The sequence below is a fragment of the Nocardioides campestrisoli genome (assembly GCF_013624435.2).
GTDB classification, from domain to species: Bacteria; Actinomycetota; Actinomycetes; order Propionibacteriales; family Nocardioidaceae; genus Nocardioides; species Nocardioides campestrisoli.
Window position 1 is genome coordinate 3,069,534 of the sequence record NZ_CP061768.1, and the last position, 18,248, is coordinate 3,087,781.

Below are 18,248 nucleotides of genomic sequence, written 5' to 3' on the forward strand. Positions count from 1 at the left end.
GGGATTCCGCGGGTTGGCACGTACTGCAACGTGTGCCAACCACGGGGAACCCCGGCTGTGCGGGGATTCGTGTGACGTACGCCGTCAGCGGGCGATGCGGTACTTCACGACCTTGCGGGCCTTGGTGTAGCTGTCGTCGCCGGTGAACCGGACGACGAGCTTGTAGGCGCCGCGCTTGCCCTTGGGCAGCCTGATGGTCGTCTTGCCCTTCTTGTTCAGCTTCGCGGTGACCTTGACGGCCTTCTTCTTGCCCGGCGACTTGAGGGTGGCGTTGACCTTGCCCGTGACCGTGCCGGCCTTGCCGGTGAGGGTGACGACGGCCTTGCCGGCCTTCTTCGTGCTGGGCGCCTTCGCCACCTTGGCCTTGACCTTCGGCTTCACCTGGAGGGCAGGGGCCGGGGTGGGCACCGGAGCCGGCGTGGGAGCCGGGGCCGGGGCGAAGACGCTCCAGTCGATGGTGACCGGGGTCCTGGTGTCCTGCGTGGTGTTGGAGTGGGTGTGGGCCTGCCAGGTGAAGACGGCGTACTCCTTGCCCGGCACCAGCTTCTCGGTGGGAGCGTTCAGCACGGTGGTGAAGCTGTCACCGTCGAAGTCGCTGGGCATCACGTAGTTGACGGCCGTCATCGCGGCCATGCTCGCCCGGTTCCCGTAGTCGATCACGGTGTCGGCCGGGGCCAGGGCCACGTAGACGCCGGCGTCGCCGGGGTTGGTCGTGGGGTTGAACCCCGTGCCCTCGACCTTGACGTCCAGGCCGTGGGTGACCGAGGCGCCCGTGACCGTCGTGGTCACCGACGGCACCGTGGTGGCCACCAGCGTGCCGACCCGCTTCTTCGGGTTGCTGCTCCCCGTGCCCGAGTTGTAGAAGTGCGCGCGGACGCCGGGAGTGAGGGCGCCGAGGAACTCCGGGTGGAACGACTCGCCGCCCACCGGCTGCGAGGCGGACAGGCCGAGCTCCACCGCGGCCTCGGAGCCGGCCGGCAGGACGCCTGCGTACTTGGGGGTGACCGTGGTGGTGTTCTGCGACGTGGTGGCACCGGCGAACTCGGCCACGGTGACGAACGTCGGGTCAGTCGCGGCGGCCGGGCCGCCGAAGGCGGCGTTGCTGGCGGAGACCGTCGCCTCGATCCGGCCCTCGCCGTCCGGCTCCACGGTCAACCGCGGGTCGGTGAGCGTGACGGCGTACAGCTCGCTGCGGGTCGCCGGGTTGGCGAACGCACCCCGCACGGTGCCGGAGTAGCTGCGCACCACGTCACCGTCCGCCTCGACCGTGATGGTGCTCGCGGGGAAGCGGAACTTCTGGGACGCCTCGTCGAAAGAGGCGCCGCCCGCGAGCGTGCGGGTGCTCAGGTGGCTGACGAACTGCTCGGAGATGTTCCAGTCGAGGTACGACGCGGACGGGGGCGCGGCCTGGGCGGCCGGCAGCACGCCGAAGGTCGCGGCGGCCAGGCCGGCGACGGCGACGCCGGCGGCGACCCGACGGCGCGGGGCGCGGGTGAGGGACTGCATGGGGTTCCTTTCGGGTGGGTGGTGCAGGTGCTCCATGAAGGAGGTCAGGGGAGGAGGTCAGGGACGGGGTCAGGGCACGGGTCAGGGACGGGTGCGGACCGGCACCAGGAGCAGGGCGGCGGCCGCGAGCAGCAGCAGTCCCCCGATCCACCAGCCGGGATGGGTGCCGGGCGCCGCGGAGGCGGGCGCGAGGGCAGGGGAGACCGTGGCCGCCGAGACGACCACGGGCTGGTTCGCCGCCGCGCCGACGGCCCCGACAGCACCGAGGGCGTCGTCGGCGGCCGCGGGCGGGACGGCCGCGCCGCCCGACGGCGCCGCGACGACCGGCGAGGAGACCGGCACCGGGGCCGCTGCGGGCGTGCGCGCGGGCGCCGGCTTCGGGGTCGGCGTCCGCCTCGGCGGCTTCACCACCTCGTTGTTCGGCTTCGGCGACGGCTTCGCGCTCGCACTCGGGACCGGCTCGGCCGGCGGCTCGCCTCCCCCGTAGCCGACGACCACCGGCGCCGGCAGCTTCGTCCAGTCCGACTGCAGCCCGGTGGAGTACCAGAACTGGTCCACCCCGAGCGGGGCGAGGAAGGCGATCATCGCGGGCGGGAAGCTGCCCCAGCTCTCCCCGGTCCGGCTTTGCGGCACGGTGCCGTCCACCTGGACACCCGCGTACGCCGGAGTGGCGACCAGCCCGGTCTCGGTGACGTCGACACCGGCCAGGTCCGTCACGGTCACCCGCTGGGGCGGGACCGGTGACCACAGGGTCGGGTCGTTGCGGTCGGCGTCCCAACCGCCGAGCTGGGCGGTGAGGGTGCCGGTGCCGCCGCGGACCTCGAGCACCGGGTCGGTGACGGTGAAGACCGTGTTGCCGCCGTAGTAGACGACCGTGAAGGTGCCGGACCAGGCCAGGGTGGCGTCCTCGGCGACCGGGTCGAGGGTGCCGGTGCCCGCCCCGATGTGCACGCGGTGCCCGCTGAACGGGCCGTAGATGTCGATCGGCGCCCCGGTGGCGTCGGTGGAGAGCCCGGCCCAGGTGGCGGTCCGCCAGGCACCGGCGCCGTCCCGCTTCTGGATCGTCACCGGGCCCGCGGTGGCCTGCCACTTCGACGACGGCAGGATCGCACCGCCACGGCCGGGGTCGGCCACCCCGGCGGCGAGGAAGTTGATCGCGCCCGGGTTGTGCGAGCGGGCGTTGGTCTGCTCGTTGAGCGACCAGGTGAAGACCGCGTCGTCCACCGCGAGCGGCCCGGACGAAGGCTCGGGCGTCTCGGTTGATGCGTGCGCCGCCCCGCTCACCGTGAGCAGGGCGAGGGCCCCGGCGCCCAGCAGGGCCGCGGCGGACCGGCGTACCCGGCCGCTCCGCTCACGCCAGCGCACGTCGGCTCCGGGTGAAGCGCCGCACCGTCATGAAGAGCGCCCCGCAGAACAGGACGCCCGCCCCGACGGCGAACGCGGTGGCCGCGACCGCGGCCCGGTCGTCCGTCTGTTCGGTCCCGCTCGCGCTGCTCGCCGGGTCGGGGTCGGGGTCGGCCACGATGGCGAACCGGACCGACGGCGTCCGCCCGGCGCCGAAGAGCCGTAGCTCGTGGGTGCCGCCCGCGACCTCGCTGGGCAGCGCCAGCACCCCGGCCACCCGGCCGTCGGAGCCGACCAGGTGGGGACCGCTGGCCACCAGCCCGTCGTCGAGGATCGCCGTCACCTGCTCGCCGGGCACGAGCCCGCTGGCGACGAAGGAGAGCCCCCGCCCCGCGACCGCCGAGGGCCGGTCGACGTCCAGGCGGGCCTTGCCGCGCGCCCGTACGGCGGTCACGCCCTGGCCCGCCGCGCCGGACCGAGGCACTCGGACCTCGCCCCGCTCCCCCGACCCCGGTCCGGCTGCGCCGACCGCCGGCACCGGACCGGTGCCGTCGTCGGTCGTGGCGGGCTGCTCGGCCTGCTGCCCGCCTCCGGAGAGCTCGCGCAGGCCGACCGGCGTGAAGGTCTCGTTGTTGGCGTTGTGCACACCGTGGGCGCCGACCGTGATCACCCCGCAGGTCACCTTGCGGCAGTCCACCGTGCGCACGCTGCCGTCGCGGCCCACGCCCTGGAAGGTGGGGCCCGGGACCAGCAGCCGGACGGTGAACGAGCCGTCCGCGCTCAGCATGCCGCCGTTCGCCGCGGCGGCGGTGTCGGAGCCCGGGAAGGCGACGTAGCGCTGGAACCCGGCGTTGCTCTTGGACTCGCTGTCGGGCACGTAGACGTAGTCGACGCCGGACTTGCCCCCCTTGCTGGGCTGCCAGCGGCCGTCGACCGTGCCGAACCAGACGTAGACGCCGCCGTGACCGCCCTTGATGGACTGGAACCCTCGCCCGGTGACGGTGAGCGTGCTGGAGTAACGCGAGTCGATCACCGCGCCGCGCCCACCGTTGTCGACGGTGACCCGACCCGCTGCGTGGGCCTGCGGAACGCCCACGAACCCGGCCAGGCCGACGGAAGCAAGCACGGAGACCGCCAGCAGGGCGGCGGCCCGCGGGACGCGCGTACGGCGCGACCTCGGGGACTGGATCAGGTCAGGCACGAGGGCTCCTCGGGTACCAGGTGGGCAGAAGGTGCGGACGAGGGTGCGGACGAGGGGGCGGACGGCGTGGGGGCCGGCGGGCGGCGTACCGGGACGACCAGCAGGGAGCCGGCGTGGTCGAGCACCTCCACCGGGTGCTCGTAGACCTCGGTGAGCAGCTCGGAGGTGAGCACCTCCCGCGGCGGCCCGACCGCCCGGACCCGCCCCTGGGAGAGCACGCAGACCCGGTCGGCGAAGGCCGCCGCCAGGCTCAGGTCGTGCAGCACCACCACGACGGCGGCACCCGCGTGGGCGCTCCCCCGCGCCTTCGCGAGGACCGCCTCCTGGTGCCGGATGTCGAGGGCGGCCGTGGGCTCGTCGAGCAGGTGCACCTCGACCTCCTGGGCCAGCAGCCGGGCGAACGCGACCCGGCCCTGCTCGCCGCCGGACAGCGTCGGCACGACCCGGGCCGACAGGTGGGAGACGTCGGCTACGTCCATCGCCTCCTGCACGCGGGCGTCGTCGTCGGCGGCCCGCGGCGTCCGACGCCAGACCGCGCGTCCCATCTCGACGACCTCACGGACCCGGAAGCCGAAGGCCAGGGTCTGCTTCTGCTGGAGCACCGCGCGTTGCCGGGCCAGCTCGGCCGCCGACTGGGAGGCGACCGGGCGGCCGCCCAGCTCCACCACGCCGACTTCGGGACGTCGGTCACCGGCCAGCACCGCCAGCAGGGTGGACTTGCCGGCACCGTTGGGTCCGACCAGCGCGACCAGCTCACCGGGACGCACGTCGAAGGAGACGTCGTCGAGGATCGCCCGGCCCTCGATCGCCACGCCCACGCCCCGGGCGCACAGCACGGGAGCGCTCTGGACGGGACCGCCCTGGCCGCTCATGCCCAGCCCCCCGCCGTACGCCGGGCCCGGCGCAGCAGCCAGAAGAAGACGGGTCCGCCGACCAGCGAGGTGAGCATGCCGATCGGCAGGTCGGCGTACGCGATCGCGGTGCGCGCCCACAGGTCGGCCAGGACCAGCAGCACGGCGCCGCCGAGCGCGCTCGCGGGCACCAGCGCGCGGTGCCCGGGGCCCACCACCATCCGCATCAGGTGCGGGATGATCAGCCCGACGAAGGCGATGATCCCGGCGAAGGCGACCGCCGCCGCGGTCAGCACCGCGACCACCACGATGCTGGCGATCCGGAGCCGCTCGACGTCGACACCGACGTGGCGCGCGCCCTTGTCCCCGAGGGCGAGCAGGTCGAGGCGGCGCGAGAGCAGGATCGCGACGGCGATCCCCACCAGCGCGACGGGGGCCGTGATCAGGACCTGCTCGCCCCGGGAGCCGTTGAGGCTGCCCAGCTGCCAGAAGACGATCTCCTCGCGTGCCTGGGTGTCGCCGAGGAACATCAGGAACGCCAGTGCGGCCCCGGCCATCGCGTTGACCGCGACACCGGTGAGCACCAGCGTGACCACCTCGGTGCGACCGCCGTCCCGGGACAGCAGGTAGACCGCGACGGTGGTGACCAGGCCACCGAGGAACGCGGCCACCGGCAGGGTCCACTGGCCGAGGGCGACCAGGTCGAAGACGATCACCGCCGCGGCCGCCAGGGCCGCGCCGGCGGAGACCCCGACCACGCCGGGCTCGGCCAGCGGGTTGCCGAAGACCCCCTGCATCACCGCGCCCGCCACGCCGAGGGAGGCGCCGACGAGCACCGCCATGGCCAGCCGCGGGAAGCGGACCTGCCACAAGGTGGACTCGCCCTGGGGGTGGCTCGGCAGGGTGCCGAGGTCGAGGCCGAGCCGGTGCAGGACCGAGCCGACCACCTCGCCCGCGGGGATGTGCAGCTGTCCGGCGCCGGCCGCGACGGTCACGGCGACCAAGAGGGCGGCCCCCAGGGCGCCGAGGACGACGGTCCGGCTGGTCGCGGTGGGCGGCAGCGGGAGGTTCAGGCTCATCCGAGCTCCTGCGGTGCGTGCACCGCAACGGCCAGTGCGTTGAGCACCTCCGCGGTGCCGGGGCCGTAGCCCAGGACCAGCGAGTCAGCGATGTCCACGAACCGCTCGTTCTGTCCCGCCGGGGTGTTGGCCAGGGCCGGGAGCTTCTCCAGCAGCCCGTCGACGCCGCCCGTGGACTCCAGGCCCTTGGTCATCATCACCACCAGCTCGGGCGCCGCAGCCACCAGGCCCTCGGCGGTCACCGGGCGCATGCCCGACCAGCCGATCTCCTCGGCCACGTCGTAGGCCCCGACCGCGTCGATCAGGTCGTCGGCGCCCGACCCCTTGCCGAACATGTAGTAGACGCCGGCGTTGCCCCGGACGTAGAGGAATATCGTGCGCAGCCGCTGGCGCTCGTCGGCCGGGGCGATCTCGTCGATGTCGGCGCGCACCTGGGCGACCTCGTCGGCCACCCGCTCGACCAGCACCTCACCCGCGTCCGGGACGCCGAGCGCGCCGGCGACCATCCGGGTGAGCTCGTCGAGGTTGCCCAGGGAGCGCGAGGACTCCACCACGACGACGGGGATCCCGGACTCCCGCATCTGCAGCACCACGTCCCACGGGCCGAGCGAGGTGTCGGTGATGATCAGGGTCGGGTCCAGGTCCAGGATCGCCTCGGCGTTCAGCTCGTGCCCGCTGCCGGTGACCAGGGGCAGGTCGGCGGCCTGGTCGAACTGGGTGGACAGGTCGCGCCCGACCAGCCGGTCCCCCAGCCCGAGCTCGAAGACGGTGCGCGCCAGGGTGCCGTGCAGGTCCAGGGCCAGGACCCGGGAGACGTCCTCGATCACCACCTCGGTGCCCTGCGCGTCGGTGAGCGTGACCGGGAGCGCGGGCGCCGGGTCCTCGGCGACCGGATCGAGGTCCGAGGCGGCCACGCCCGCACTGACCGGGCCGCGCCAGGCGCGAGGATCCTCGGCCGGCGTCACCTCCGAGATCGGAGGGGCGACCGCGGCTCCCGACGCCGCGTCGTTCCCCGCGGCCCGGTCTGGTCCCTGGATGCCGCAACCGCCGGCGAGCGCGACAGCAGCCGCGACGGCGACCAGACGGGCGACCGGACCAGTGGCCGGACGGGCCAGTGACCTGGACATCTCTACTCCTCGACAGGTGGTCGGACGCGGGTGGCGCGACCGAGGGGATCCGACTTCGCCCGAGATGAGAACCGCGGAGTCGACCCGGTGCGGGCTTAGGTTAGCCTAAGATCACTTAGGGTGCCCTAATCACCCCCACGGCGGGCTCGGCCGCGCCCCACCACGACGACCGGAGAACCCATGACGATCCTCGACGCCCCCTCCACCCCCCGGCCGGCCCTCTCGGTCGCGTTCCGGGAGGGCTCCCAGCCCCAGCACGACGCGGCGGAGAGCTCGACCTTCATCACCGACCTGATGGGCGGACGGGTCAACGAGGCGGGCTACGTCAACTACCTGCGCTCGCTGCGCCCGGTCTACGCCGCGCTGGAGGAGACCGCCCGGGAGCTCGCCGAGGACCCGCTGATCGCCCCGCTGCACGACCCGGCTCTGGAGCGGCTGGAGAGCCTGGACGCCGACCTGGAGTCCTGGCGCACCGGGGCTCCCGCCGAGGAGGCCTGCGCGGGCCGTGCCGCGCAGGCGTACGCCGCCGCCATCCGGGCCACCGTCGACCAGCCGGAGCGGTTCGTCGCCCACCACTACACGCGCTACCTCGGCGACCTCTCCGGCGGCCAGGCAATCGGCCGGATCCTCGACCGGGACTTCGCGCGGCAGGGCGCCGGGCTGAGCTTCTACCGGTTCGACTCGATCCCCAAGGTCAAGGTCTACAAGGACGGCTACCGGGAGCGGCTCGACGCACTGCCGCTGGACGCGGCGCAGCAGGTTGCGGCCGTCGAGGAGGTCCAGCACGCGTTCAGCCACAACCAGGCGGTCTTCGCCGAGCTGGCCCAGCACCTGGCGCTCTTCGCCCGCTGAGGCGCGGACACCGGGCGAGGAGAGGTCCGCAGCACGGTCGGACCTCGGCGGGTTGGGCCGACCGGTGTAGGAATAGGGCCATGGCTACCACTGCGCTCAAGGGCAACCCCGTCCACACCGTCGGCGAACTGCCGGCCGTCGGCACCTCCGCTCCCGGCTGGGAGCTGGTCGGCGAGGGCCTCTCCTCCCTCACCCAGGCCGAGACCGAGGGCACCCGCGTGGTGCTCAACATCTTCCCCAGCGTCGACACCGGCATCTGCGCCAACAGCGTGCGCCGCTTCAACGAGCTCGCCGCGGAGCTCGACGACACCGTGGTGATCAACGTCTCCAAGGACCTGCCGTTCGCCCAGGCCCGCTTCTGCGGCGCCGAGGGGATCGACAAGGTGAAGGTCGGCTCGGCCTTCCGGTCCACCTTCGGCGAGGACTACGGCATCACCCTGGCCGACGGGCCGATGGCCGGCCTGCTGGCCCGCGCGGTGGTCGTGCTCGACGCCGACGGCAAGGTGACCTACACCCAGCTGGTCGACGAGATCACCACCGAGCCCGACTACGACGCGGCGCTCGCGGCCCTCTCCTGAGCTCCGTCCGCCGCGCCTGACCCCAGGCCCGGCACGCTCTTCCCCGGCCCCGCCCGGAGGCGCTCGACGCCCCTGGGCGGGGCCGTGCGTCGTCGCGCTACCGTGCGTGCATGACGCACGACGCCGAGACCGCAGACCTCCTCGCCCGCGCCCGCGCCTGGGCCGCCGAGGACCCCGACGAGGCGACCCGGGCCGAGCTGGAGGCGATCATCGCCGAGGTCGAGGCCGGCAGCGACGCCGCCGACCTGGCCGACCGGTTCCGCGGGCCCCTCGAGTTCGGCACCGCCGGCCTGCGCGGTGCCCTGGGTGCCGGCCCGCACCGGATGAACCGGGTGGTCGTCCTCCGCGCCGCCGCGGGCCTGGCGGCGTACCTGCGCGAGCAGGGTGCCGTCGACGACTCCTCGGTGGTGATCGGCTACGACGCCCGGCACAACTCCGACGTCTTCGCCCGCGACACCGCCGAGGTGATGACCGGCGCCGGGCTGCGCGCCCTCCTGCTCCCCCGGCCCCTGCCCACCCCCGTCCTCGCCTACGCCATCCGCGAGCTGGGCTGCGTGGCCGGGGTGATGGTGACGGCCAGCCACAACCCCCCGCAGGACAACGGCTACAAGGTCTACCTGGGTGACGGCAGCCAGATCGTGCCGCCGGCCGACACCGGGATCGCGGCCCACATCGCCGCGGTCGGGCCGGTGGGCGAGATCCCCCGCGGCCGACCCGGCACGGTGCTCGGCGAGGAGGTCGTCGACCGCTACCTGGACACCGTCGCCGACCTCGCGGGCGACGGCCCGCGCGACCTGGAGATCGTCTACACCCCGCTGCACGGCGTCGGCGGCGCCTCGGTGGTGCAGGTGCTGGAGACCGCCGGCTTCGACGCCCCGCTGGTGGTGGAGCAGCAGGAGGAGCCGGACCCCGACTTCCCGACCGTCGCCTTCCCCAACCCCGAGGAGCCCGGTGCGCTCGACCTGGCGCTCGCCCTCGCCCAGGAGCGCGGCGCCGACCTGGTGGTCGCCAACGACCCGGACGCCGACCGGTGCGCCGCCGCCGTGCCCGGACCGCACGGCTGGCGGATGCTGCGCGGCGACGAGGCCGGCGCGCTGCTCGCCCGGCACCTGCTCGCGCAGGGGCGCCCCGGGGTCTACGCGACGTCGATCGTCTCCTCCTCGCTGCTCGGCACGATGGCCCGCGCAGCCGGCCAGCCGCACGCCGAGACCCTGACCGGCTTCAAGTGGATCGGCCGCCTCGAGGGCCTGGCCTACGGGTACGAGGAGGCCCTGGGCTACTGCGTCGACCCCGAGCACGTGCGCGACAAGGACGGGGTCTCGGCGCTGCTGCTGCTCTGCGAGATCGCGGCCGCGGCGAAGGCCGAGGGCCGGACGCTGATCGACCTGCTCGACGACATCGCGAGCGAGTTCGGGCTGCACGCGACCGACCAGCTCTCGGTCCGGTTCGCCGACGTCGCCGGGATCGACGCGGCCATGGACCGGCTCCGCGGCAACCCGCCCACCAGCCTCGGCGGGCTGGCCGTGGAGCGGGTGGAGGACCTGGCGCAGGGCTCCGCCCAGCTGCCCCCGACCGACGGGCTGCGCTACACCCTCGCGGAGGGTGCGCGGGTGATCGTGCGCCCCTCGGGCACCGAGCCGAAGGTGAAGTGCTACCTGGAGGTCGTCGTCCCGGTGACGCCGGACGACGGGGTGGACGCCGCACGGATCGCAGCGGCCGGCCGGCTGGACGCGATCAAGGCGGACGTCCGCACCGCCGCGGGGCTGTGAGGGGCCCCGACCTTATGCTGGGGGCGTGACTGCCACTTCTGCCTCAACGACGAGTGCAGGCCCGGCGGGCGCCGACCTCACGGCCCGCTTCGGCGACGTCGTCGGCTCCGACGCCTCCCTGCGCCGCTTCCTGCACGGACTCCCCGGGGTCGACCAGGTCGGGTGCGAGGCCCGCGCCGCCGCCCTCGGCACCCGCTCGGTCAAGGCCGAGGCGAAGGCCGTGGCCCTCGACCTCGCGATCCGGATGGTCGACCTGACCACGCTGGAGGGGATGGACACCCCCGGCAAGGTGCGCGCGCTGGCCTCCAAGGCGATGCGTCCCGACCCGGCCGACCCGTCCTGCCCCTCCGTCGCCGCCGTCTGCGTCTACCCCGACCTGGTCGAGGTCGCGAAGGAGACCCTGGGCGACTCCGGCGTGCACGTGGCGGCCGTGGCCACCTCGTTCCCCAGCGGCCGGGCCGCCCTCGAGATCAAGCTCGCCGACGTCCGCGCGGCGGTCGCCGCCGGTGCCGACGAGATCGACATGGTCATCGACCGGGGCGCGTTCCTCTCCGGGCGCTACCTGCAGGTCTTCGAGGAGATCGTCGCCACCCGCGAGGCCTGCGCCCGCCCCGGCGGCGAGGACGCGCACCTCAAGGTCATCTTCGAGACCGGCGAGCTGCAGACCTACGACAACGTCCGGCGCGCCAGCTGGCTGGCGATGATGGCCGGGGCGCACTTCATCAAGACCTCCACCGGCAAGGTCCAGCCCGCCGCGACCCTCCCGGTCACGCTGGTGATGCTCGAGGCGGTCCGCGACTTCCGCGAGCAGACCGGGCAGATGGTCGGCGTGAAGCCGGCCGGAGGCATCCGCACCGCCAAGGACGCCATCAAGTACCTGGTGATGGTCAACGAGACCTGCGGCGCCGACTGGCTCGACCCGGACTGGTTCCGGTTCGGCGCCTCCACGCTGCTCAACGACCTGCTGATGCAGCGCACCAAGATGACCACCGGCCGCTACTCCGGCCCCGACTACTTCACCCTGGACTGAGGCACACATGGTCAAGGTTCCCGAGTCGAGCGGCTCCGCGCCCCTCTTCGACTACGCCCCCGCGCCCGAGTCGCGCGCCGTCGTCGACCTCTCGCCCTCCTACGGGCTCTTCGTCGACGGCGTCTTCGTCGACGGCGGCGGACGCTCGTTCAAGACGATCAACCCCGCCACCGAGGAGGTGCTGGCCGAGGTCGCCGAGGCCGACGAGCGCGACGTCGACGCCGCCGTCCAGGCCGCCCGCCGCGCCCAGGAGCGGGTCTGGGGGCGGATGAGCGGGCGCGAGCGCGCCAAGTACCTCTTCCGGATCGCCCGGATCATCCAGGAGCGGGCCCGCGAGCTCGCCGTGCTGGAGACGCTCGACAACGGCAAGCCGATCCGCGAGAGCCGGGACGTCGACGTGCCGACCGCGGCGGCGCACTTCTTCTACTACGCCGGCTGGGCCGACAAGCTGGAGTACGCCGTCCCGGGCCGGCCCGACGTCCGCCCGCTCGGGGTGGCCGGCCAGGTGATCCCGTGGAACTTCCCGCTGCTGATGCTCGCGTGGAAGGTCGCGCCCGCACTGGCCGCCGGCAACACGGTGGTGCTCAAGCCCGCGGAGACCACTCCCCTGACCGCGCTCCTCTTCGCCGAGATCTGCCAGCAGGCCGACCTGCCGCCCGGCGTGGTCAACATCGTCACCGGCGCCGGCGCCACCGGCCGTGCGGTGGTCGCCCACCCCGGCGTGGACAAGGTCGCGTTCACCGGCTCCACCGAGGTCGGGCGCAGCATCGCGCGCACCGTCGCCGGGACCGACAAGCGGGTGACCCTCGAGCTGGGCGGCAAGGCCGCCAACATCGTCTTCGAGGACGCCGCGATCGACCAGGCCGTCGAGGGCATCGTCAACGGCATCTTCTTCAACCAGGGCCACGTGTGCTGCGCCGGTTCGCGGCTGCTGGTCCAGGAGAGCGTCGCCGAGGAGGTGCTCGACCGGCTCAAGCGCCGGATGGCCACCCTGCGCGTCGGCGACCCGCTGGACAAGAACACCGACGTCGGCGCGATCAACTCCGCCGAGCAGCTGGGCCGGATCCGCGACCTCGCGCAGGTCGGCGAGGACGAGGGCGCCGGCCGCTGGTCGGCTCCCTGCGAGCTGCCCGCCCAGGGCTTCTGGTTCCCCCCGACGCTCTTCACCGGGGTCTCCCAGGCGCACCGGATCGCGCGTGAGGAGATCTTCGGCCCGGTGCTCTCGGTGCTGACCTTCCGCACCCCCTCCGAGGCGGTCGAGAAGGCCAACAACACCCCGTACGGCCTCTCCGCCGGGGTCTGGACCGAGAAAGGCTCCAGGATCCTGTGGATGGCCAACCAGCTGCGCGCGGGCGTGGTCTGGGCCAACACGTTCAACAAGTTCGACCCCACGTCGCCGTTCGGCGGCTACAAGGAGTCCGGGTACGGCCGCGAGGGCGGCCGTCAGGGACTGGAGGGATACCTGCGGTGAGCCCCACGACACCCGGCCGCGCCACCGTGCGCAAGACGGCCAAGCTCTACATCGGCGGGGCGTTCCCGCGCTCCGAGTCCGGTCACTCCTACGTCGTCACCGACTCGAAGGGGAACTTCGTGGCCAACGCGTCGAAGGCGTCCCGCAAGGACGCGCGGGACGCCGTGCAGGCGGCGCGCAAGGCGTTCGGCGGCTGGTCCGCGCGTACGGCGTACAACCGTGGGCAGGTGGTCTACCGGATCGCCGAGATCATGGAGGACCGCCGCCCCCAGCTGGTCGAGGCCGTCCGGCAGGCCGAGGGCCTGAACGCCAAGCAGGCCGACCAGGTCGTCGACGAGGCCGTGGACCGCGTGGTCTGGTACGCCGGCTGGGCCGACAAGATCACCCAGGTGGAGGGCTCCGCCAACCCGGTGGCCGGCCCCTACTTCAACCTCTCCAGCCCCGAGCCGACCGGCGTGGTCGCGGTGGTGGCCCCGCAGCGGTCCTCGCTGCTCGGGCTGGTCTCGGTGATCGCCCCGGTGATCGTGACCGGCAACACCGCGGTCGTGCTCGCCTCCGAGGAGCGGCCGCTGCCGGCGGTGCTGCTCGGCGAGGTCATGGCGACCTCCGACGTCCCCGGCGGGGTGGTCAACCTGCTCACCGGCCCCTGGCGCGACACCGCGCCGTGGCTGGCCGGGCACATGGACGTCAACGCCCTGGACCTGACCGGCGTGGCCGGTGACCCCGAGGCCGCCATCGCCTACGAGCAGGCGGCCGCGGAGAACCTCAAGCGGGTGCTGCGCGCCCCGGCCGCCGAGCCGGACTGGCTGGGGGACCAGGGCACCGAGCGGATGACGCGGTTCCTGGAGACCAAGACCGTCTGGCACCCGATCGGCATCTGACCCCGCGGGCTCAGCGCGACATCAGGGCCTGGGCGAAGACGTCCAGGATGTCGCGCGGGTCCTCGGCCAGGAACGCCTGGCCGCGGGTGGCCTGGGAGATCTTGGTCAGCGCCGGCATGTCCGCGTCCGTGCTGATCCCGACCGAGATGATCCGCACCGGGCGGTCGGGGTCCTGCGCCTGCTCGAGCTCCTTGAGCAGCTGCTCCAGCGACATCGAGCCCGGGTCGTCGTTGGCGCCGTCGGACAGCAGGATCACCGCGTTGAAGAAGCTCTTGTCGTAGGCGCGGACCGCCTTCTGGTAGGCCGCCAGGGTGGTGTCGTAGAGACCGGTGCCGCCCTGGGTGATCGACTTGAGCACCGGGATCCGCTTGCGCAGGTACTCCAGGTGGGTGGTGCCCCGGGTGGTCTCGGCCAGGCGGCGCATCGGCGCGATCTCGCGCCAGTCCTGACCCGGGCCGCCCTGGTCGATGGAGAAGGCCCACATCCCGATCCGGGCGTGCTTGGGGAAGACCCCGAGGGCGGTGAGCGCGGCGTCCACCGCGAGATCGACCCGGGTCTCGCCGTCCCCGGCGGGGAAGTCCATGGACCCCGACGCGTCGAAGACGGCGAGCAGGCTGGAGGGGACGGTGAGGACACCCCAGGCGCCGAGCACGGCGTCGAACTGCTCGACCGGGGGCTCCGCGAGGAGCGCCACCTCGCCCATCCCACGCCCCGCGATGGGAGCCCCGTCCGGGGTGCGCAGGCCGGACTCGGCGAGCGCGGCGATCCCCTTCTCGGAGGCGAACCAGCCGGCGAGCCGGTCGGCCACGTCGCCGGAGTCGACCGACCCGGTGCCTGCCTGCACCATCGGGAAGGTCAGACGCGGCGCGCCGGTCCGGGGGGTGAGGATCTTGAGGTTGGCCACGCCTGCGCCACGGGTGAGCAGCTCCTGCTCGGTGGCCGGGATCAGCCGGGTGTAGGTGGCCGAGATGTCGTCGAGCGCCGCACGCTCAGCGGCACCCTCGGCGCTGCGCATCCCGTAGGACTGGGCAGCGGTGACCACGGCCGCCTCCGCGCGCTGCACCTCCGGTCCGGCCAGCTCGGCCTCGAGGCGCGGCGCCACCAGGGCCAGCGCGCTCGCACTGTCGGACTTCGGGTCGCCGAGCACCAGGCGGTCGGCCTCGAGGGCCCGCAGCCACGACTCAGGGCGCTCGCTGGTCGGGCCGCCGGCCAGACCGACCGGGGTGACCGCGAGAGACGGGACCAGGGTGGTGGTGGAGATGCCGATGCGGGACAGCCGCTCCACCCGGGCGGTGGTGTCGGCGATCCACAGGTCGGGGCGTCCGCCGTTGAAGAACGAGTCCTCGACCTCGGCCGGGCTCTCCACCCGGACCTCGGCCGGGAAGCAGCCGTCGTCGTCGGAGAGCTCGCTCACCGCGCGCTGCGCCGCCAGCTCCATCGCCGGGACCACGCTGATCACCACGGGCGTGTACTGCGGGCAGTCGTCGGCGTCCGCCGCCCCCGTGCCCCCCAGTCCGGGGCCGAGCGCGACCCAGCTGACCCCCGCGACCGCGAGAACCAGGATGCCGACGAGCAGCACGGGCGAGAGCCCGCTGCGCTCCTGGGACTTGCTGTGCGCATGGCGACCGGAGCCCATGGCGATCCTCCCTCGACCCGGCTCCTGCCGCCGGAACACCTGACCTGCCGGTGACCACGAGAAAACCGACGGTAATGACTATCTGCCGCGGTGAGGATACGTGTCCAGACCACCGGACTCGGTTTCTTTACCGAAATCCGTCTCAGGCACAATGAGCGGGTGCGCGCCCGGGTGATCGTCCTGGCCGGCCCTTCGGGCGCCGGCAAGTCCCGCCTCGCCGAACGGCTCGGCCTGCCGGTGCTGCGGCTCGACGACTTCTACCGCGCCGCCGACGACCCCGAGATGCCCCGTCTCAGCTCCGGGTCCGACGCCGGGATGGTCGACTGGGACGACCCGGCGTCGTGGGACCAGGAGGCCGCCGTGGCCGCGATCGCCCGGCTCTCGGCCGAGGGCCGCGCCGAGGTCCCCGTCTACTCGATCCCCGACAACCGGGCCATCGGCACCCAGCTGCTCGACCTGCACGGCGAGCGGTTCTTCGTCGCGGAGGGGATCTTCGCCGCCGAGGTGGTGGCTCCCGTCCGCGGCCTCGGCCTGCTGGCGGCGGCGTACTGCGTGCGCCAGCACCCGCTCGTCACGTTCTGGCGGCGGCTCGCCCGGGACCTGCGCGAGCACCGGAAGGCGCCGGCGGTGCTGGTCCGGCGGGGGTTCGCGCTGATGCGCGCCCAGGGCAGGGTGGTCGACCACGCGGTCGACCGCGGCTGCGTCGCCCTCACCCCGCAGCAGGGGTGGCAGGCCGTGCACGAGCTGACCGGCGGCGCGCCGGGCGTCCAGGTCGGATGAGCACGCCGGCCGACGGCCCGGCCCGCTGGGCCCGCGAGCTGTTGAGCCGGCGACCGGTCCAGCCCGACGCCCGGACCTGCGGCGCGTCGGCGCTGGTGCTCGCCGAGGCCTGCCGGTCCGAGGCCTACGCGCGTGCCCTGGTCGAGGGCCGGGTCGACCTCGCCGCGGAGACCTCGGCCATGCACCGGCGGGTCACCGGTGCCGTCGACGTCACGGGCCGTCTCCAGACCCCCTGGCCACGCGCCCTGGGCACCCCGCCCTGGGCAGCGGCCCGTCAGCTCGCCGGCCGCACCGGCCTGCCCTACCGGGTGCGGCCGCTGTGGCCCGGGGTGGCCCGCGAGAGCGCACGTGCCGCGGCCCTCGCCGAGCTGCGCACCGCCGTGCTCGCCGGGCTCCCCTGCCCGGTCTACGTCGGCTCGGCGGCGCTGCCCCGGCACGTGCTGCTGGTGCTGGCGGCGGGGCGCGGGCCGGCGGACCCGCTGGTGGCCCACGACCCGGCGACCGGCCGCCCGCGCCGGCTCGAGGTCCCCGAGCTGGTCTCCGGGCGGCTCGGCACCGGGTGGCCGGTGCCGTGGTTCACGGTCGCGCCGGCTCCTCGGCCATCAGCGCGGCGTACTCCGGCTTGATCACCCGCTCGATGATCTCCAGCCGCTCGTCGAACGGCAGGAACGCCGACTTCATGGCGTTGATGGTGAACCAGCGCAGGTCCTCGAACCCGTAGCCGAACGCCTCCACCAGCGCGTGCATCTCGTCGGTCATCGTGGTGCTGCTCATCAGCCGGTTGTCGGTGTTGACGGTGACCCGGAAGCGCAGCCGGGTGAGCAGACCGATCGGGTGCTCGGCGATCGAGGTGGCCGCCCCGGTCTGCACGTTGGAGGTCGGGCACATCTCCAGGGGGATCCGGTTGTCGCGCACGTACGCCGCGAGCCGGCCCAGGCGGACGCTGCCGTCCTCGCCGACCTCGATGTCGTCGACGATCCGGACCCCGTGGCCGAGCCGGTCGGCGCCGCACCACTGGATGGCCTGCCAGATCGAGGGCAGGCCGAACGCCTCCCCGGCGTGGATGGTGAAGTGGCCGTTCTCGCGCTGGAGGTACTCGAAGGCGTCCAGGTGCCGGGTGGGCGGGTAGCCGGCCTCGGCGCCGGCGATGTCGAAGCCGGCCACGCCCCGGTCGCGCCAGGCGACGGCGAGCTCGGCGATCTCCTGGGAGCGGGCCTGGTGCCGCATCGCGGTGAGCAGCTGGCGGACCACGATCCGGCCGCCGGCGGCCGCGACGGCGGCGTCGATCCCCTCCTGCACCGCCGCCACCACCTCGTCGAGGGTGAGCCCGGCCTCCACGTGCTGCTCGGGGGCGTAGCGCACCTCGGCGTAGACCACGCCGTCGGCGACCAGGTCTTCGACGAACTCCCGGGCCACCCGGGTCAGGGCGGGACCGGTCTGCATCACCCCGACCGTGTGGTCGAAGGTCTCCAAGTAGCGCTCCAGGCTGCCGGAGTCGGCCGACTCGGAGAACCAGCGGCCCAGCGACTCGGCGTCGCCGGCCGGCAGCTCGTGCCCCACCTCCTCGGCCAGCTCGAGGATGGTGGCTGGGCGCAGACCACCGTCGAGGTGGTCGTGCAGCACAACCTTGGGCGCACGTCGGACCTGGTCCCTGCTCGGAGTCGTCACGCCCCCTAGTGTTCCATCCATGCGTACCTTCACCAGCCTCGAGGAAGTCGTCGCCGCCGCCGGCGAGGAGCTCGGCACCAGTCAGTGGCTCACCGTCGACCAGGAGCGGGTCGACCAGTTCGCCGAGGCGACCGGCGACCACCAGTGGATCCACGTCGACGTCGAGCGCGCCGCTCAGGGCCCCTTCGGCGGGACGATCGCCCACGGCTACCTGACGCTGTCCCTGCTCCCGGTGCTGGGCACCGACGTGTTCGCGCTCGAGACCCCCGGCGCCAAGCTCAACTACGGGGTCAACAAGGTCCGGTTCCCGCAGCCGCTGCTGGTGGGCAAGCGGATCCGTTCGCACATCGCCATCGGCGAGTGCACCGAGCTGCCGGCGGGCCTGCAGATGACGCTGAAGCACACCATCGAGATCGAGGGCGAGGCCAAGCCGGCCTGCGTCGCCGAGACCGTCGTCCTGCTGCTGCCCTGACCC

General features: G+C 73.7%; 17 protein-coding genes. 9 read left to right on the forward strand and 8 right to left on the reverse strand.

What is annotated here, in order from left to right; all coding sequences use genetic code 11:
* Window positions 1–84: 84 nt before the first annotated feature.
* The 6 genes from H8838_RS14405 to H8838_RS14430 form a co-directional block, all read right to left on the reverse strand.
* Window positions 85–1,506, reverse strand: a complete 1,422-nt coding sequence (locus tag H8838_RS14405; protein ID WP_185995648.1) for an HtaA domain-containing protein — start codon at window positions 1,504–1,506, stop codon at window positions 85–87.
* A gap of 81 nt (window positions 1,507–1,587) precedes the next feature.
* A complete protein-coding gene (locus tag H8838_RS14410) occupies window positions 1,588–2,871 on the reverse strand; it encodes a hypothetical protein (RefSeq protein ID WP_185995647.1) in 1,284 nt (427 codons plus the stop codon).
* Window positions 2,858–4,051 (reverse strand): hypothetical protein, encoded by a 1,194-nt coding sequence (locus H8838_RS14415; protein WP_185995646.1) that lies wholly within the window; start codon window positions 4,049–4,051, stop codon window positions 2,858–2,860. The genes H8838_RS14410 and H8838_RS14415 overlap by 14 nt, the downstream gene beginning before the upstream one ends.
* On the reverse strand, window positions 4,039–4,923 hold the full coding sequence (locus H8838_RS14420) for a heme ABC transporter ATP-binding protein (protein ID WP_181312215.1): 885 nt from the start codon (window positions 4,921–4,923) through the stop codon (window positions 4,039–4,041). Before H8838_RS14420 ends, H8838_RS14415 begins: the two co-directional genes overlap by 13 nt.
* On the reverse strand, window positions 4,920–5,981 hold the full coding sequence (locus H8838_RS14425; RefSeq protein WP_185995645.1) for a FecCD family ABC transporter permease: 1,062 nt from the start codon (window positions 5,979–5,981) through the stop codon (window positions 4,920–4,922). The genes H8838_RS14420 and H8838_RS14425 overlap by 4 nt, the downstream gene beginning before the upstream one ends.
* Window positions 5,978–7,108, reverse strand: coding sequence for a heme/hemin ABC transporter substrate-binding protein (locus H8838_RS14430; protein ID WP_181312213.1), 1,131 nt, complete (start codon window positions 7,106–7,108; stop codon window positions 5,978–5,980). Before H8838_RS14430 ends, H8838_RS14425 begins: the two co-directional genes overlap by 4 nt.
* A gap of 180 nt (window positions 7,109–7,288) precedes the next feature.
* On the opposite strand from H8838_RS14430, the gene H8838_RS14435 reads away from it, so the two are divergent.
* The 6 genes from H8838_RS14435 (at window position 7,289) to H8838_RS14460 (ending at window position 13,689) form a co-directional block, all read left to right on the forward strand.
* A complete protein-coding gene (locus H8838_RS14435) occupies window positions 7,289–7,960 on the forward strand; it encodes a biliverdin-producing heme oxygenase (RefSeq protein WP_181312212.1) in 672 nt (223 codons plus the stop codon).
* 80 nt (window positions 7,961–8,040) lie between these two features.
* Window positions 8,041–8,538 carry a thiol peroxidase gene (gene tpx, locus H8838_RS14440; protein ID WP_181312211.1) on the forward strand — a complete coding sequence of 166 codons (498 nt, stop codon included), beginning with the start codon at window positions 8,041–8,043 and terminating at the stop codon, window positions 8,536–8,538.
* A 110-nt stretch (window positions 8,539–8,648) separates the two neighbouring features.
* The gene (locus H8838_RS14445; RefSeq protein ID WP_185995644.1) at window positions 8,649–10,307 is read left to right on the forward strand and encodes a phospho-sugar mutase; all 1,659 of its coding nucleotides are present in this window, start codon (window positions 8,649–8,651) and stop codon (window positions 10,305–10,307) included.
* A gap of 25 nt (window positions 10,308–10,332) precedes the next feature.
* Window positions 10,333–11,337, forward strand: a complete 1,005-nt coding sequence (deoC, locus tag H8838_RS14450) for a deoxyribose-phosphate aldolase (protein WP_181312209.1) — start codon at window positions 10,333–10,335, stop codon at window positions 11,335–11,337.
* A gap of 7 nt (window positions 11,338–11,344) precedes the next feature.
* Window positions 11,345–12,808: an aldehyde dehydrogenase family protein gene (locus H8838_RS14455; protein ID WP_185995643.1), complete on the forward strand. Its 1,464-nt coding sequence runs from the start codon at window positions 11,345–11,347 to the stop codon at window positions 12,806–12,808.
* Entirely contained in the window at window positions 12,805–13,689 is an 885-nt protein-coding gene (locus H8838_RS14460; protein WP_185995642.1) for an aldehyde dehydrogenase family protein, read from the forward strand. The genes H8838_RS14455 and H8838_RS14460 overlap by 4 nt, the downstream gene beginning before the upstream one ends.
* 10 nt (window positions 13,690–13,699) lie before the next feature.
* On the opposite strand, the gene H8838_RS14465 is transcribed toward H8838_RS14460, so the two are convergent.
* On the reverse strand, window positions 13,700–15,325 hold the full coding sequence (locus tag H8838_RS14465; protein WP_185995641.1) for a VWA domain-containing protein: 1,626 nt from the start codon (window positions 15,323–15,325) through the stop codon (window positions 13,700–13,702).
* A 159-nt stretch (window positions 15,326–15,484) separates the two neighbouring features.
* Here H8838_RS14465 and H8838_RS14470 point away from each other — a divergent pair, with 159 nt between their 5' ends.
* Together H8838_RS14470 and H8838_RS14475 are read left to right on the forward strand one after the other, a co-directional pair.
* Window positions 15,485–16,105 carry an ATP-binding protein gene (locus tag H8838_RS14470; RefSeq protein ID WP_181312205.1) on the forward strand — a complete coding sequence of 207 codons (621 nt, stop codon included), beginning with the start codon at window positions 15,485–15,487 and terminating at the stop codon, window positions 16,103–16,105.
* A complete protein-coding gene (locus tag H8838_RS14475) occupies window positions 16,102–16,731 on the forward strand; it encodes a hypothetical protein (protein ID WP_181312204.1) in 630 nt (209 codons plus the stop codon). The genes H8838_RS14470 and H8838_RS14475 overlap by 4 nt, the downstream gene beginning before the upstream one ends.
* On the opposite strand, the gene H8838_RS14480 is transcribed toward H8838_RS14475, so the two are convergent.
* On the reverse strand, window positions 16,682–17,773 hold the full coding sequence (locus tag H8838_RS14480) for an adenosine deaminase (RefSeq protein WP_224766152.1): 1,092 nt from the start codon (window positions 17,771–17,773) through the stop codon (window positions 16,682–16,684). The two genes, H8838_RS14475 and H8838_RS14480, sit on opposite strands and share 50 nt — an antisense overlap.
* A gap of 19 nt (window positions 17,774–17,792) precedes the next feature.
* On the opposite strand from H8838_RS14480, the gene H8838_RS14485 reads away from it, so the two are divergent.
* The gene (locus H8838_RS14485; protein ID WP_181312202.1) at window positions 17,793–18,245 is read left to right on the forward strand and encodes a MaoC family dehydratase; all 453 of its coding nucleotides are present in this window, start codon (window positions 17,793–17,795) and stop codon (window positions 18,243–18,245) included.
* Window positions 18,246–18,248 lie beyond the last annotated feature (3 nt).